Origin of the sequence: Pseudomonas sp. IT-P395 (genome assembly GCF_949767675.1) — a bacterium.
In the GTDB taxonomy this organism is placed as follows: domain Bacteria; phylum Pseudomonadota; class Gammaproteobacteria; order Pseudomonadales; family Pseudomonadaceae; genus Aquipseudomonas.
This window is the reverse complement of sequence record NZ_CATKPW010000002.1, coordinates 44338-57708: the sequence shown is the minus strand read 5'-3', so window position 1 is coordinate 57708 and position 13371 is coordinate 44338. Positions and strand designations below refer to the sequence as shown.

13 protein-coding genes and 1 pseudogene are annotated in these 13371 nt (G+C 57.7%); 8 read left to right on the top strand and 6 right to left on the bottom strand.

Annotated elements, in window-relative coordinates; all coding sequences use genetic code 11:
* Genes ACM6IN_RS01435 through ACM6IN_RS01425 form a run of 3 tightly spaced genes read left to right on the top strand, consistent with a single transcriptional unit; the run spans position 1 to position 3202 of the window.
* Positions 1–1287: a VRR-NUC domain-containing protein gene (locus tag ACM6IN_RS01435; RefSeq protein ID WP_007919616.1), complete on the top strand. Its 1287-nt coding sequence runs from the start codon at positions 1–3 to the stop codon at positions 1285–1287.
* 14 nt (positions 1288–1301) lie between these two features.
* The gene (locus ACM6IN_RS01430; protein WP_150752206.1) at positions 1302–2426 is read left to right on the top strand and encodes a DUF3396 domain-containing protein; all 1125 of its coding nucleotides are present in this window, start codon (positions 1302–1304) and stop codon (positions 2424–2426) included.
* Positions 2423–3202, top strand: a complete 780-nt coding sequence (locus ACM6IN_RS01425) for a PoNe immunity protein domain-containing protein (RefSeq protein ID WP_007919612.1) — start codon at positions 2423–2425, stop codon at positions 3200–3202. The genes ACM6IN_RS01430 and ACM6IN_RS01425 overlap by 4 nt, the downstream gene beginning before the upstream one ends.
* 36 nt (positions 3203–3238) lie before the next feature.
* Here the strand turns inward: ACM6IN_RS01425 and ACM6IN_RS01420 are convergent, their stop codons facing one another.
* Both ACM6IN_RS01420 and ACM6IN_RS01415 read right to left on the bottom strand, forming a co-directional pair.
* Positions 3239–3685 (bottom strand): NUDIX hydrolase, encoded by a 447-nt coding sequence (locus tag ACM6IN_RS01420; protein ID WP_414915263.1) that lies wholly within the window; start codon positions 3683–3685, stop codon positions 3239–3241.
* An 88-nt stretch (positions 3686–3773) separates the two neighbouring features.
* Positions 3774–4013 carry a hypothetical protein gene (locus ACM6IN_RS01415; protein WP_007919609.1) on the bottom strand — a complete coding sequence of 80 codons (240 nt, stop codon included), beginning with the start codon at positions 4011–4013 and terminating at the stop codon, positions 3774–3776.
* A gap of 98 nt (positions 4014–4111) precedes the next feature.
* On the opposite strand from ACM6IN_RS01415, the gene ACM6IN_RS01410 reads away from it, so the two are divergent.
* A complete protein-coding gene (locus tag ACM6IN_RS01410) occupies positions 4112–4543 on the top strand; it encodes a nuclear transport factor 2 family protein (RefSeq protein ID WP_007919607.1) in 432 nt (143 codons plus the stop codon).
* Positions 4544–4707: 164 nt separating this feature from the next.
* Here the strand turns inward: ACM6IN_RS01410 and mqo are convergent, their stop codons facing one another.
* Positions 4708–6354: a malate dehydrogenase (quinone) gene (gene mqo / locus ACM6IN_RS01405; RefSeq protein ID WP_007919606.1), complete on the bottom strand. Its 1647-nt coding sequence runs from the start codon at positions 6352–6354 to the stop codon at positions 4708–4710.
* A gap of 470 nt (positions 6355–6824) precedes the next feature.
* On the opposite strand from mqo, the gene ACM6IN_RS01400 reads away from it, so the two are divergent.
* Entirely contained in the window at positions 6825–7256 is a 432-nt protein-coding gene (locus tag ACM6IN_RS01400) for a nuclear transport factor 2 family protein (RefSeq protein ID WP_007919605.1), read from the top strand.
* Positions 7257–7434: 178 nt separating this feature from the next.
* On the opposite strand, the gene ACM6IN_RS01395 is transcribed toward ACM6IN_RS01400, so the two are convergent.
* Together ACM6IN_RS01395 and ACM6IN_RS01390 are read right to left on the bottom strand one after the other, a co-directional pair.
* Positions 7435–8160: a methyl-accepting chemotaxis protein gene (locus ACM6IN_RS01395; protein ID WP_371748306.1), complete on the bottom strand. Its 726-nt coding sequence runs from the start codon at positions 8158–8160 to the stop codon at positions 7435–7437.
* Between the two features lie 132 nt (positions 8161–8292).
* Positions 8293–9048: pseudogene (locus tag ACM6IN_RS01390) on the bottom strand (MCP four helix bundle domain-containing protein); the annotation flags it as partial.
* A 244-nt stretch (positions 9049–9292) separates the two neighbouring features.
* Between ACM6IN_RS01390 and sodC the strand changes: the two are divergent.
* From sodC to ACM6IN_RS01375, 3 genes are all read left to right on the top strand, one after another.
* Positions 9293–9814 (top strand): superoxide dismutase family protein, encoded by a 522-nt coding sequence (gene sodC / locus ACM6IN_RS01385; RefSeq protein ID WP_123374893.1) that lies wholly within the window; start codon positions 9293–9295, stop codon positions 9812–9814.
* Positions 9815–9974: 160 nt separating this feature from the next.
* Positions 9975–10289 carry a DUF2388 domain-containing protein gene (locus ACM6IN_RS01380; protein ID WP_007919602.1) on the top strand — a complete coding sequence of 105 codons (315 nt, stop codon included), beginning with the start codon at positions 9975–9977 and terminating at the stop codon, positions 10287–10289.
* A gap of 80 nt (positions 10290–10369) precedes the next feature.
* On the top strand, positions 10370–10771 hold the full coding sequence (locus tag ACM6IN_RS01375; RefSeq protein WP_176472264.1) for a hypothetical protein: 402 nt from the start codon (positions 10370–10372) through the stop codon (positions 10769–10771).
* Here ACM6IN_RS01375 and ligD read toward each other — a convergent pair whose 3' ends face one another.
* Positions 10772–13363: a DNA ligase D gene (gene ligD / locus ACM6IN_RS01370; protein ID WP_414915262.1), complete on the bottom strand. Its 2592-nt coding sequence runs from the start codon at positions 13361–13363 to the stop codon at positions 10772–10774.
* Between the last annotated feature and the right edge of the window lie 8 nt (positions 13364–13371).

The following is a 13371-nucleotide window of genomic DNA, read 5'->3' as shown; positions in this document are numbered from 1 at the left end:
ATGCCGGTCATGCAACCACCTCAAACGCCACAAGGCTGCACGAACACCAGTATCGAAGGTACGGTCAAACAAGCACCGCTGCCCAATCCTGATAACAAACCGTATCTGATGGAAAAAGCCAATTACGCATCGCGGTTTCCCAGATTAACGATAAAAAAAGCCAAAGATGGCGACTTCACCGGCATGGAGCTTAAACAGCTGGTAATGAGTGGATTGATTCGGGCAGATGAATACCGCTGGGAATTCAAATGGGATTACAAAGCTGAAGTCTGCTTCGACATGTCGTCCCTCCCCCCCAAACCATTCCTGAGTTCCTCATGGCTGGGCGACGACGTGAAGCCAGACCCCACGCGGCGCCATTCACTCTTTCCATTCCCTAAAGGTTCAGTCAAAGGATTATTACGGCGTCCCGACGTTATCATCGTCAAGACACGCAGCTTGCGTTGGCCGGGACAAGCTGGAACAGATCATCAAGGTGTTGCGCACCCGGATAATCTGGAAAGGCTAGTGGAAGTGAAGTTTCCCGGGGACGTCCTCGGTATGGCACAGCGAGAGGCTTATCTAGATATAGCAGGTGGCCCAAACCGTTTTTCTGTACTCGAAATCAATGATTGTCGAGATGACGGCGAGCGTGAACGCGACCGCGAATACAACAGACAACATAAGCCTACTGGTGAGTTCAACCCACAGCAATGGCCTGTTTTGCTGCCCCCGACCGGAGGCCCGGGGCAAGCCCCAAGACCCGCTCCGGTCCCTGTTCCCGCGTACGGCCCAACAGCGACACCCAGACCGGCGCGGGTCGAAAGCTGGACGCAACTTCAAGAGGCCGTTGAAGGGCTCTTGGAGCAAGGTGCTCAGGGCATTCGAAGGCTATCGCAAGAAATGCAACAACACCTCGAAGACGCCGCTACGTGGCTCGGAATCAAGGGTCAATGGATTAGACGTGAGTCTCAAAAAGCCTGGGAATGGGTCAGTGAAACAGGTGCGAAGATCGTTCGCTGGACGGATGAGCAACTCAGGGCTGCGTGGAAGGAAATTCAGCATTTCACCGACCTGACCTTGGAAAAGCTCAAGGAAATCGACTGGATGCAAGTATTGATTGACGTAGGAACAGTCGTTGCCACCGTTGTGGTGGCTTTTGCTATTGGAGCGGCACTGGTTGCTGCCGGTGTGCCTGCTGCTATCGTCGCAGCAATTTTGGTTATCGTTCGACTGGCTCAGCTTTCATGGGCCGTGCTAGCCACCATTTTGGGCGGCGCTGCTATCACTGCTGCGGCGACAGCCTGATAAAAGAGAGCTTTATGAATACATTGGAAAAACTGAGCGAACAAGCTCCAGACCTGACGTTTGAGCTACCCGATAACACCCCCGTTGTACGACTCGGGCTGATCGCAACCCTCTACTTCAAGGAAGGCTACTCGCTGCAAAGCAAGCGCAATGTCATGCAATGTTTCACCCGATTCAAGGAAGAGTTCGGCCAGCATCTGAAGGGACAGTTCGACGACCGCTACAAGAAGCTGACAGATTCCGGATTCAGCAAAACCCAGGAAAAAATCCGCGAGTCAGGGCCAAACGAACAATACGAATGGCACATCAGCAGCGCCGCAACGGCGAACGAAGCTGCTGCGTACAGCCTGTCCGCACTGAACTCGTTCGAGGTGCATGGCGATCAAAAACGCTCATACCTGAAGATGACATTGCCCTGGAGTTTCCTGAAAGAGCCCGATGGCGTCGCGCGCTTTGAAGAATGGCTGGTTTACTTGTGCGATCAGGTTGAAGCCGAACATGGCTACGGCGGACTCTCGAGCATACTGCCCTACGACTTCGATCGTTACATGCCCATGGAATTTCAACTGGCGCAGCAATATGTCGGTCTGGAAGTTGACTCAATGGTGCACAACTTCAAACGAGAACTGCTTGATCACATCAAAGGTGTCAACTGGTACACCATTGTAGGCACTCGATTTACCGAGCAACTGGGAGGTAAAGACGGATTACGCCACGCCTTAAGCGGACGTGGCGACGTCGAGATGCTGGATTATCAGGGCGGACTGATCATTCGCGCCGGCGCTTTACCCGAACTGGGCGCTATCCATGAACCTCTGCCCGTAACCTATGTAGCGGTGAACCGCGTATTGAAACAGCTTCGTAATCCAAAACCCGATCAACTGCACACTTATTCACCCTACGGTAACTGCTTCGAACAAGACAGTACCGAGCGCTGGTACGCGCGATTCGACCAAGACGATGCGCATTCGAAAACTCCAGCACGAATAGAGGCCGGTCAGCCTTGTAGCGCCGCGGGTTATTGGTTCAGCCCCGCACAGGCAAACTCCCGACGTTACTTCGACTTGGGGGAAATAATGCCTCGGTTCAGTGGCTCGAATTGGGGCGATACGCTTTGGTATTGGTCAGGTGAAGCGTGAGTGCAGGAATAAGAGCGAGCGAACGCCAATCCTTTTTCAGCAGACGCCACTACGCACACTTTCTCGGGGAACATGATGCTGTCGTGGAGTTCTTCAAGACCAATCGCTTCCAATCAGATTCTGACGACGAAGAAGCCAGCCTGCGCGCGGCATTCTTTCAGAGACTGGCGCTTGATAAGTTGCTTGCAACTTATACCGTTGGCGAGCCTATCGAAGCTCTCCTCCCGTTACTTGAAGACTTGCTCGATCAGTATGAACTGCGCCAGCAGAGGCTGGCCGCCTACGAAGATGTACCGCAAATCTCACCACTCGCCATTGATGATTGGCCAGATGAATACGAAGAAGCCGTTCAAGTGATCAGCCTGTGCATTCTGCTCGACCGCAAGGACCTGCTCATACGATTCGTTAAACTTCTGGACGACGCTGGTTACGCCGGTGACGACACGCTCTATGAAGATCTGCTGAAAAAAGTCCTGCCTGATCGGCAAGACGTTGATCAGTGGTATCACGACGTCTACACCCCTCTCGTACAGGCAATCTATGCCGACACCCGCGAAGAGGCGTCCCTGCTGCTCAAGGAGTATTGCCAGACTTGGTATCCAGCTTTCGAACAAGCGCCTTGGCACGATACGCACTTACAGGGCGACGACGGCAACTACGTCGGCTACTGGGCATTCGAAGCTGCGGCGATTGTCTTTCTGTATGGCTTGGATGATCGCCATGTCGATCACTGGGTTTACCCGAAAGATCTCGTCGAGTACGCGCGAAGTCGGTGAATCGATTGCACCGGAATTCGTATCCCCCAGCTGAGCTCAGCCGAGCAATCCGGTGCTCCTCAGCAGCTCCTGCAAGCCTTTTGGCACCAAGGGCGCCTGCTCGCTGAAGCTTGAGCTGTCATGCCAGCGCGCGGTGAAGGGCGCGCCGTCGCTTTCATGGCCATCGATCTGTGCGTGGTCGTATACGCCCTGATCGACAAACGTCGCGTCGTATACCTGGACAATTTCGTGTCCCGGTTTGCCGTTGTAAACGAAAAGACTTTCGAGTGTGCCGAGCAGACGCATGTCCGTCATGGACAGCCCCAACTCCTCCTGCACTTCGCGCACAATGGTTTCGGCGCTCGTCTCGCCGAACTCGATACCGCCGCCGACGGGCCGAAAGCAGGTTTGCTCGCTCACCGGGTCACGAAATTCGTTAACCAGAATTTTGCCGTTGTGATGAAAAACGCAAAGTGCGAGCGCGCGAATGCGGTGTTCGGCCATGACTGAAGTCCATTTACAGGTGTGGGGGCGCGGCATTTAAACATGCTTTGCGCGACACATCCGTGGACGTCACTGGAACAGGGTCGCCTCAGACCGGAGAAATCGTTGCGAGCAGGCCGATCAGAATGGTCAGTGTCAGAAAGCCACCCAGAAAAATCGCCATCTTGTTCATGTTGCTCTCCTCAATGCTGAGCTTGCGGTGCACTGGGCGCTTCGAAATGAAGGACTGCCGCGAGTGCCGAACCGTGGGGCTATTTTGAGCCGCTGACTGAGCCGGTAACAGAGGCAGATCCAGCGAAAAAATACGGATCAGATACGCATGGGCCATGGGCCGACATTCAGATCGCGGCACAAGGGTTCAATTTTGGCGTGGTTGATCTAGAGTCATTGCCGTCGCGACAACAACAAGAAAAACCTGGAGTGAACATGACCGACCTGAATCTGCAACCCAACGTCGCCGCATCGCTAGGCAAATGGCACGAAATGATCCGCACCGGCAACCTCAGCGCCCTGCCCGGCCTGCTCGACCCACAAGCCGTGTTCCGCTCGCCGATGGCCCACACGCCTTACCCGGGTGCGCCGGTGGTGTCGATGATCCTCAATACCGTGTTTGAAGTGTTTGAAGACTTCACCTACCACCGCGAACTGGCGACTGCCGATGGCTTGAATGTGATTCTGGAGTTCAGCGCCAAGGTGGGTTCGAAGGAGCTGAAAGGTATCGACATGATTCGCTTTGACGAGAACGGCAAAATTGTCGAGTTTGAGGTGATGGTGCGGCCGCTCAGCGGTCTACAAGCCTTGGGCGAAGAGATGGGCCGGCGGCTCGGTGCTTATCTGGCGTCCGCCAAAGCCCTGTAGGAGCTGCCTCAGGCTGCGATCTTTTGATCTTGATCTTTCAAAAGCAAGATCAAGATCAAAAGATCGCAGCTTCGTTTCACTCGACAGCTCCTACAAAACTATTTGCCATAAAAAAACCCACTGACCGTCGCCGGTTCAGTGGGCTTTGTGTGTCAGGCGTTTAGTTACAGCGCCATGTCACGTGCAGCGTTTTCCTTCGGTGCTTCCGCTTTTCCAGCGGCAGGTGCAGCAGGAGCAGCAACCTGACCAATCACCGGAGGCGTCGGCAGTTCGAGGATTTTGGCGGTGTAAGCCCACTCCGCAGCCACTTTGGCTGGATCGCTGTTCAGCTGAGTGCCGTAGCTTGGCACGATCTGGTGCAGCTTGGCTTGCCACTCAGGGGTAGCCACTTTGTCTTTGAAGACTTTCTGCAGCACGCTCAGCATGATCGGTGCAGCGGTCGACGCGCCTGGCGATGCGCCCAGCAGGCCGGCGATGGAGCCGTCTTGTGCAGCAACGATTTCGGTGCCCAGTTTCAGCACGCCGCCAGCGGCCTCATCACGCTTGATGATTTGCACGCGTTGGCCGGCTTGCCACAGGCGCCAGTCTTCGGCTTTGGCGTTCGGGAAGTATTCCTTCAGCGCGTTCAGACGGTCTTCATCCGACAGCATCAGTTGGCCAGCAAGGTACTCGACCAGCGGGTATTCCTTGATGCCGACCTTGGTCATAGGCCAGATGTTGTGGGTGGTGGTGCTGGTCAGCAGGTCCAGGTACGAGCCTTCTTTCAGGAACTTGGTGCTGAAGGTCGCGAATGGGCCAAACAGGATAACGCGCTTGCCGTCCAGGACACGGGTGTCCAGGTGCGGAACGGACATCGGTGGGGCGCCAACCGACGCTTTACCGTAGGCCTTGGCCAGGTGCTGTTCAGCGATGGCCGGGTTATCGGTCACCAGGAACGAGCCGCCTACCGGGAAGCCAGCGTATTCCTTGGCTTCAGGAATGCCCGACTTCTGCAGCAGGTGCAGTGCACCGCCGCCCGCGCCGATGAAGACGAACTTGGCGTCGGTTTCGGTTTTAGTGCCGTCTTTCAGGTTTTTGTAGCTGACGCGCCAAGTGCCATCGGCATTCTTGGTGATGTCCTGGACTTCGCTCGACAGTTTCAGATCGAAGTTAGGCTTGGTCTGCAGGTACGTGGCGAACTGGCGGGTGATTTCGCCGAAGTTCATGTCGGTACCCAGCGGGCTCCAGGTGGCCGCGATTTTCTGGTTCGGGTCACGCCCTTCCATCATCAGCGGGACCCACTTCTTGATCACAGCCGGGTCTTCGGAGTACTGCATGCCGGCGAACAGCGGGCTCGCTTGCAGGGCTTCGTAGCGCTTTTTCAGGAACTTGATGTTGTCATCGCCCCACACGAAGCTCATGTGCGGAGTGGTGTTGATGAACGAGCGAGGGTTCTTCAGAACGCCTTGCTGAACCTGCCAGGCCCAGAACTGACGGGAGACCTGGAACGCTTCGTTGATCTCGACGGCTTTCGGGATCGTCACGTTGCCTTTGTCGTCTTCCGGGGTGTAGTTCAGCTCGGCGAGCGCCGAGTGACCGGTACCGGCGTTGTTCCAGCCGTTGGAGCTTTCGAGGGCGACGCCGTCGAGGCGCTCGACCATTTCCATCGACCAGCTTGGCTCCAGCTCATTGATCCACACACCGAGGGTGGTGCTCATGATGCCGCCGCCGATCAGCAGGACGTCGACTTTCTTTGCTTCGTCAGCATTGGCGGATGTCATCCCCATCGCCAAAGCCAGACCCAGCAGGGCTGTGTTCACTTTTTTAAACATCTGTTGCACCTATGATAAAACGCCTTCCGCCCGCCGCTGTTATCAGTATGCGATCCGCTTTGATGACGCTCAGGCTAGCGTCGCAGATTCCGGCACACTTCAATTTTGACGGGTGGGCACACAAGGCCGACATGCTGCATCGACCTCAGTTAATGTCCCTTCTGAACTGACTTCTTATCATTATTGGCTCAGCTACTTGAGCGACAGGGATTCCGTCGGCCCGCCCGAAGGCAAGCAAACTGAATAAGGTCAAACCAAGTTGGCGCGAAGAATATCACGTCAGGGCAAACCCGCGCGTCTGTTCCCGACTTGAGAGTCTTTTTCCGCTCAGGACACTATCGGCCGACGAAGGCTGAACATGACCCCGACGATCATCGCGTTGAAGCAGTGCCTTATCTGAAAATAATCTGCTAGGTTGTACGATGACTGACGAATCAGTCATCCCTCCATAACAACAAGGAAATACGTTCATGACCAAAACCCGACTGCTGATCGGTTTTCTCTGTGCCTTCAACGGTTACGCCATGGCCGCCCCTGCCCCGGCAGAAAAAGACGTCGCCCAAGCGGTAGACCATCTGACCCAGGCGATGCTGCACAAGGACATCGCCGAACTGAACGCCCTCACCGCGCCCAACCTGACCTACGGTCATTCCAGCGGCAAGATTCAGGACAAGAAAGAGTTCATCGCCGACATCGAAACCGGCAAGAGCGCGTTCAAGACCCTGGAAATGCAGAATCAGACCATTACCCTGTCCGGCGATACCGCGCTGGTGCGCCACCACTTTTCTGCTCAGGCGTTGAAGGGGACCGAGGTGGTGCCGACGGAGATCGAGAATTTTCAGATCTGGCAGAAGCAGCATGGCAAGTGGTTGCTGGTGGGGCGGCAGGCGTTCAAGTTTTGAGGGGAGCTATCTAGCCTGAATGAATATTGACCGGGCTGGCCTCATCGCGGGCAAGCCCGCTCCCACAGGGTTCGATGTCGTAAATGCAATTGTGTTTACACCACCGCCCATTGTGGGAGCTGGCTTGCCAGCGATGAGGCCAATTCAGACACCACAAGTGCAATTGTTCCAATCGCTATCACAACCGAAACCGATCCACCGACTGCGCCAACTGCCCCGCCAGGCTCGACAACTCATCGGTGGTATTCGCCGTTTGCCCGATCACCCGGCTATTGCCTTCGGACATTCCGGCAATCATTTCCACCTGATGGGCGATCTCGTTGCTGGCTTGGCTCTGCTCGCCAATCGTGCGGGTGATATCGTTGACCAGTTGCGTCGTGCTCAGCGTAGCATCGAGAATTTCACGTATCGCCCGCTCGACATCCGCCGTCACCGCCATGCCCTTGTCGACCTGCGCGACCCCCGCCTCCATGCTGCTGACCGCCTCGCGGGTGCTGTGTTGAATGCGTGCAACCATCGCGGCGATTTCCTGGGTCGAGGCGCTGGTGCGTGCCGCCAGACTGCGCACCTCGTCCGCGACCACCGCAAAGCCCCGGCCCTGCTCGCCGGCGCGGGCCGCTTCAATGGCGGCATTGAGCGCCAGCAGGTTGGTCTGATCGGCGATGCTCTTGATCACCTGAATGATGTTGAAAATGGCTTCGGATTCCTGATCCAGCGTACGAATCACCTGGGCCGACTGCTGCGCTGATCGGGCGATATCGTCCATATCGCTGACCACTTGATGAATGACCCCGCCACCCTCCTTCGCAAGGGTTTCGGCTTGATTAGCCATGCTCAGGGCCCGTTCGGCATGGCGGGTGATTTCCTCGATGCTCGCGGTCATCTGGCTGGCCGCTGCGGCCATGGTGCCGGCGGCGACGCTTTGTTGCTGGCTGCTGTCGGCGACCTGATGGCAGCCCTGGCTGAGTTGTTCGCTCATGCCACTGACGCCATGAGCATTGCGCCGCACCACATCGATCATGTTGCGCAAATCGCGCTGCATGGTTGCCAGCGTGCGAATCAGAACACTGGCTTCGTCCTTGCCGGACGGCTCGGCGATCGGCTCGCTGAGGTTGCCGTGGGCGATGCTCTCGGCGATGCGACTGGCGGTCTTCAACGGCCCCATGATGCTCAGAATCACCCAGCGCCCCTGAATCAACAGCAGCACGAGACTGGCGAGCAACACCACGCCGAGCGCGACATTGGCGCTGCGAATGGCTGATTCGGTAGCTGCGCTAGTCTGCCGCGTATTGGATTCGATCAACTCGCTCAACGCGGCCATTTGCTCTTCCAACTGGCCAAACGCCGTGTTGAAGGTGCCCAGTTCCTGTTGAGCGGCATCAGGATTGTCCAGCGCCAACCCGACAATCCGTTCGCCCGCGTTGATGTAGGTATCGAGGCTCGGTTTGATCTGCTCCAGCGCCGTGCGCAATGTCGGGTTGATCGGCAGCTTGAGATTCTCCTCGAGCACCTCACGAAAATGCCCGGCATGCTCGTTGATCGAATCGCGCACCTCGCTTGCCGTGCTGGTGCTCTTGCCCAACCCCACCAGCATCGCCGAGTAGACATCGGCGCGCAGGGCGTCGTGCATCATGTCGGCTTCCATGTGGTTGCGCAGCGCGCTCATGCTGACCGCGTTATCGCTCACCGCCGAGGCCATCCGCTGGTTGCCGACGTAACTGACCAGACTCACGATCAACGCCGTCAGCAGACTTGTCACAATCAGCAACACTAAACGCAGTTTGATCGACACCGGCTTTTCCTCTCTCGTTACGCCCGTAAGCGCTTGTCAGCCTTCAGTTAAGCCTATTTGCGCAGGTCTGCCGCGCCAGAGCGTGTCGGCAGGTGTCGGCATGCTGGCCAAAGGCAGCAAAACTTTCGGATTGCGCGGCAAGTCTCACTTTTCAACGCGCACGGCCAACGCCTTCATCACCGGTTAATGCCGGCAGGCTATTGAGTCCGTCGTTCTGAATTCTCATGCAGCAAAAGGAAACGCTATGAAACGCGCATTGTGGTTGGGTTTGCTCGGCTCCTTCGCCATCAGTACCGCACAAGCGGCGACGGAAAAAGTCACCATCAATCTGGTCAGCGCCGACGGCGCGCCGCAAGCGATCGGCTCGGTCACTATCAGTGAGACGGCGTATGGCCTGTTGTTCACGCCCGATCTGAAATCCTTGCCGGCCGGCGTTCACGGTTTCCACGTGCATGAAAACGGTAGCTGTGAAGCCGGCATGAAGGACGGCGTGAAAGGCGCCGCACTGGCCGCGGGCGGACACTTCGATCCGCAAAAAACCGGCAAGCATCTCGGCCCTTACGCTGACGGTCATTTGGGTGATCTGCCAGCGGTTTACGTGAGCGCTGACGGCATCGCCAACTACCCGGTATTGGCGCCGCGCCTGAAAAACATCTCCGAGATCAAGGGCCACGCGCTGATGATCCACGCCGGGGGAGACAACCACGCGGACATGCCGAAACCGCTGGGCGGTGGCGGCGATCGCATGGCCTGCGGGGTGATCTGACTCACCGCAGCTTGAACGTCGGGCAACCCGCCATGGCGTTGCCCGCGTCTATTTTGCAATAACGCAGACTTTGCTGCGCCACGGAACTCCCGCCGCGTGCGCCCCTCTCACATTATGTAATCCTTCCCTTTTTGCTTCGCGCTTGTGGAGGAACACCGTCATGCGCAAGTTAGTGCTCATTTCTTCCTTACTCTTATGCCTGCCTGTCGGTTCGGCGTTGGCCCGTGTTGATGCGGGCGATGTCGCCACCTCGGCCGGTGTCTCCGCGTCGCTGTACTCGACCTTCAAGGATCACAAAATGGTGATTCCGGCCCGTGACGACTTGTCTGCATTTGTCGCCAGTGGCGGGGCCATTCGTGGGGTTTATCTTGAATCGGTACTGCAGCAGGCTCGCCAGGACAATCCTGGCCTCAACGCCAGCGATGAAGATCTGGCCAACGCGATTCTGGTGCATTACGAAGGCCTGAATCAGTAGCCGTCACGGAAAAAGCAGCCGATGGATGGCCGCTGAAGGCGCATAGGCAAAACTGTCCGACGGCCTCTATGATGGAGGCCATGACGACTTCTGTGCCCTTGCGCTCCCCCTGCCCGCCCGGCGCCTGCATTTGCGGGCGCGATCCGTTGCTGGAGACGCCCGGCGCGGATTTGCGCATCCTGCGCCTGACCCGAGAGGAAGAAAAACGCCTGCTCGCGCGCCTCGAAATGCTCAAAGACCTGAATGACCTCAAACATCTGCAGCAGCGGATGTTCGAGCAACTGGGCATTCGTGTCGATGTCGCCCCCGGTTTCAACGAAGTGCGCACCATGCGTGGCATCGCCATTCAGATCGGCGAGTTACCGGGCCTGTGCCGCAAAACTCGCGCAGCAATTCCCGCGGCCATCCGTCGCGGCCTGGAAAACCACCCGGAAATCGCCTTCGAATTGCTCAACGCCCACGACTTGCTGCGCGACACCTGATCACTTTTTCAGCCCAAGGCGTTTGCGCATCTCGGCGGTGATGCTCTGGCGGGTTTTCTTCATGTCAGCCCACGGCGCGTCACCGACTTCGGCCAGCCGCTCGTGAACGTTATGCACGTTCCACTGATTGCCGCCCTTGATCTCGGCGACCTCTTCGCGAAACAGCGGCACCGACACCGGCAAACCTTCGCGGGTACGTGCGGCGTAAGCGCAGATGGTGGTGGCGCCCAGACCGTTGCGCAGGTAATCGATAAAGATCCGCCCGACGCGATTTTTCGGCCCCGACACCGCAGAAAAGCGGTCCGGCAACAGTTTGGCAATATGACTGACGATGGCGTGGCTGAAATCCTTGACCTCGTCCCAGCCAAGTTTGCGGGTCAGCGGCACCACCAGATGAATACCCTTGCCGCCGCTGGTTTTGAGAAACGCCTTGAGGCCCAGTTCATCGAGCACGGTCAATGTCAGCGCCGTCGCTTCGACCATGCTTTTCCACGGCAGCGCCGGATCCGGGTCGAGGTCGAGGACGAAGCGATCGGGCTTGTCCAGATCGACCGTGGTCGCGTTCCAGGTGTGCAGTTCGACGGTGCTCATCTGCACCGCGCCGATCAGCGCTTCGGCGTTGTTGATCAGCATCACCGGTTGTCCGGTGACGTCCTTGTCCAGCGTGGTGATGCCGGGGATCGCCAGGCGTTCGGCGTTTTTCTGGAAGAACAATTCGCCGGCAATGCCGTCCGGCGCGCGCACCAGGGCCACCGGGCGATCCTTGAGTTGCGGCAGAATCCATTCGGCGACGCTGGCGTAATACTCGGCCAGTTGCATCTTGGTCGTGCCGCTGACCGCATCGATCACCCGGTCCGGGTGCGTGATGCGCACCTTGCCGTTGGCTAGCCCGAGCTGTGACGGCGCGGTGTCGGCATTGCTCGCCGGGGCTTTTTTCGGCGTTTTCTTGCTGGCGGTTTTCTTCTCTGCAGTCTTCACCGGTTTCGCTCGCTCCTCAGTGATGGCTTTGGCCGGTTTGTCATTGCGCAAGCCATGGAACACGGCGTGGCGCACCGAACCGTCCTTGGTCATTTCAGCAAACGCGACTTCCGCCAGCAGTTTCGGCTTGAGCCAGTGCACGCCTTTGGCCTCGAAGCCGCTGGGTGGGTTGACCACCGCTGGCTTCTTCGCCTGCAACGGTTTGAGCTGCTCCAGAATGCTTTTCAACGTCGACTCGTTGAAGCCCGTGCCGACCTTGCCGGCGTAGCGCAACTCGCCACTGTCGCGATCATGCAGCCCCAGCAGCAAGGCGCCGAAAGCACTGCGCGCGCCTTTCGGATCGGTGTACCCAACGATCACGAACTCCTGACGGTGCTTGCACTTGAGCTTGATCCAGTCGCCACTGCGCCGCGACACATACGGCGAGCCAAGGCGTTTGCCAATCAGGCCTTCCATCTGCATCTGGCAGGCACTGTTAAGCAGTGCATCGGGGGTTTCGTCGAAGGCTTCGGAGAAGCGCAACAAGGGGTGTTCATGATTGCCGAGCACCGTGGCCAGCGCGGCGCGGCGCTCTTCGACCGGCACTTCACGCAGGTCAACACCGTTGAGATACGGCAGGTCGAACAGGTAGTAGAGAATATTGCCGCTGCTTCCAGCTTCAAAAGCATTTTGCAGGGCCTGAAAGTCCGGCACGCCGTGCTCATTGGCGACCACCATTTCACCGTCGAGCCATGCTGACTCCAATCCCAGCGCGGCCAGAGCGGCGGCCTGTTGCGGCAACTTGTGCGTCCAGTCATGACCGTTGCGAGTGAACAGTTGCACCTGATCATGATCGATGCGCGCCATGATCCGGTAACCGTCGAATTTGATCTCGTAACTCCACTGCCCTTCGGGCGCACTGTCGACCAGTGTCGCCAGTTCCGGCTTGAGTTGCGTCGGCAGTTTGGCCTTGTGCGCCCCCGTCAGCTTGCCGGTGGCGGTTTTGCGCGCCTTCGCCGCGGGCTTTTTCAGCGGTTTGCTGTGCTCGGCGGCCAGCTTGGGCTTGCTCACGAGCGTGCGTTCGCTCAACACACTGTCCGGCTCGGCCACCAGCACGTCGTAGTCATCCTGCGGCCGCGCAGCAGCGTCCTGATGCTTGATCAAAAACCATTGTTCCTTCTTGCCCGGCATGTGCGTGCGCACCAGATTCCAGATGCCGGCAAGCTTCTCGCCTTGCAGTTCGAACTTGAGCTTGCCCTTTTCGTAGGCCTTGTGCGCATCCTCCAACGGAATCCACACGCCACGATCCCAGACGATCACATCACCGGCGCCGTAATGCCCTTCCGGAATGTTGCCCTCGAATGTTGCGTAATCCAGCGGATGATCCTCGACATGCACAGCCAGACGCTTGACCTTGGGATCGAGCGACGGCCCTTTCGGCACCGCCCAACTCTTCAGTGCGCCATCGAGCTCCAGGCGAAAGTCGTAATGCAGGTGCGAGGCATCGTGCTTCTGGATGCAGAACTGCAACGCGTGATCGGCGCCGGTTTTACGCCCTGAGCGCTTGACGGCGGCCGGTTCCGACGTCGCCGAAAAATCGCGCATGCGGTTGTAGTCGTCGAGGTTCCTGTTCATCGTGCACC

What these genes read in the sequence shown, in the direction of transcription:
- ACM6IN_RS01435 (WP_007919616.1), top strand. Translation starts at nt 1, where the DNA reads ATGCCGGTCATGCAACCACCTCAAACGCCACAAGGCTGCACGAACACC.
- ACM6IN_RS01430 (WP_150752206.1), top strand. Translation starts at nt 1,302, where the DNA reads ATGAATACATTGGAAAAACTGAGCGAACAAGCTCCAGACCTGACGTTT.
- sodC (WP_123374893.1), top strand. Translation starts at nt 9,293, where the DNA reads ATGAAACGCGCATTGTGGTTGGGTTTGCTCGGCTCCTTCGCCATCAGT.
- mqo (WP_007919606.1), bottom strand. Translation starts at nt 6,354, where the DNA reads ATGTTTAAAAAAGTGAACACAGCCCTGCTGGGTCTGGCTTTGGCGATG.
- ACM6IN_RS01415 (WP_007919609.1), bottom strand. Translation starts at nt 4,013, where the DNA reads ATGGCCCATGCGTATCTGATCCGTATTTTTTCGCTGGATCTGCCTCTG.
- ACM6IN_RS01395 (WP_371748306.1), bottom strand. Translation starts at nt 8,160, where the DNA reads ATGGCCGCAGCGGCCAGCCAGATGACCGCGAGCATCGAGGAAATCACC.
- ACM6IN_RS01410 (WP_007919607.1), top strand. Translation starts at nt 4,112, where the DNA reads ATGACCGACCTGAATCTGCAACCCAACGTCGCCGCATCGCTAGGCAAA.
- ACM6IN_RS01375 (WP_176472264.1), top strand. Translation starts at nt 10,370, where the DNA reads ATGACGACTTCTGTGCCCTTGCGCTCCCCCTGCCCGCCCGGCGCCTGC.
- ligD (WP_414915262.1), bottom strand. Translation starts at nt 13,363, where the DNA reads ATGAACAGGAACCTCGACGACTACAACCGCATGCGCGATTTTTCGGCG.
- ACM6IN_RS01380 (WP_007919602.1), top strand. Translation starts at nt 9,975, where the DNA reads ATGCGCAAGTTAGTGCTCATTTCTTCCTTACTCTTATGCCTGCCTGTC.
- ACM6IN_RS01400 (WP_007919605.1), top strand. Translation starts at nt 6,825, where the DNA reads ATGACCAAAACCCGACTGCTGATCGGTTTTCTCTGTGCCTTCAACGGT.
- ACM6IN_RS01420 (WP_414915263.1), bottom strand. Translation starts at nt 3,685, where the DNA reads ATGGCCGAACACCGCATTCGCGCGCTCGCACTTTGCGTTTTTCATCAC.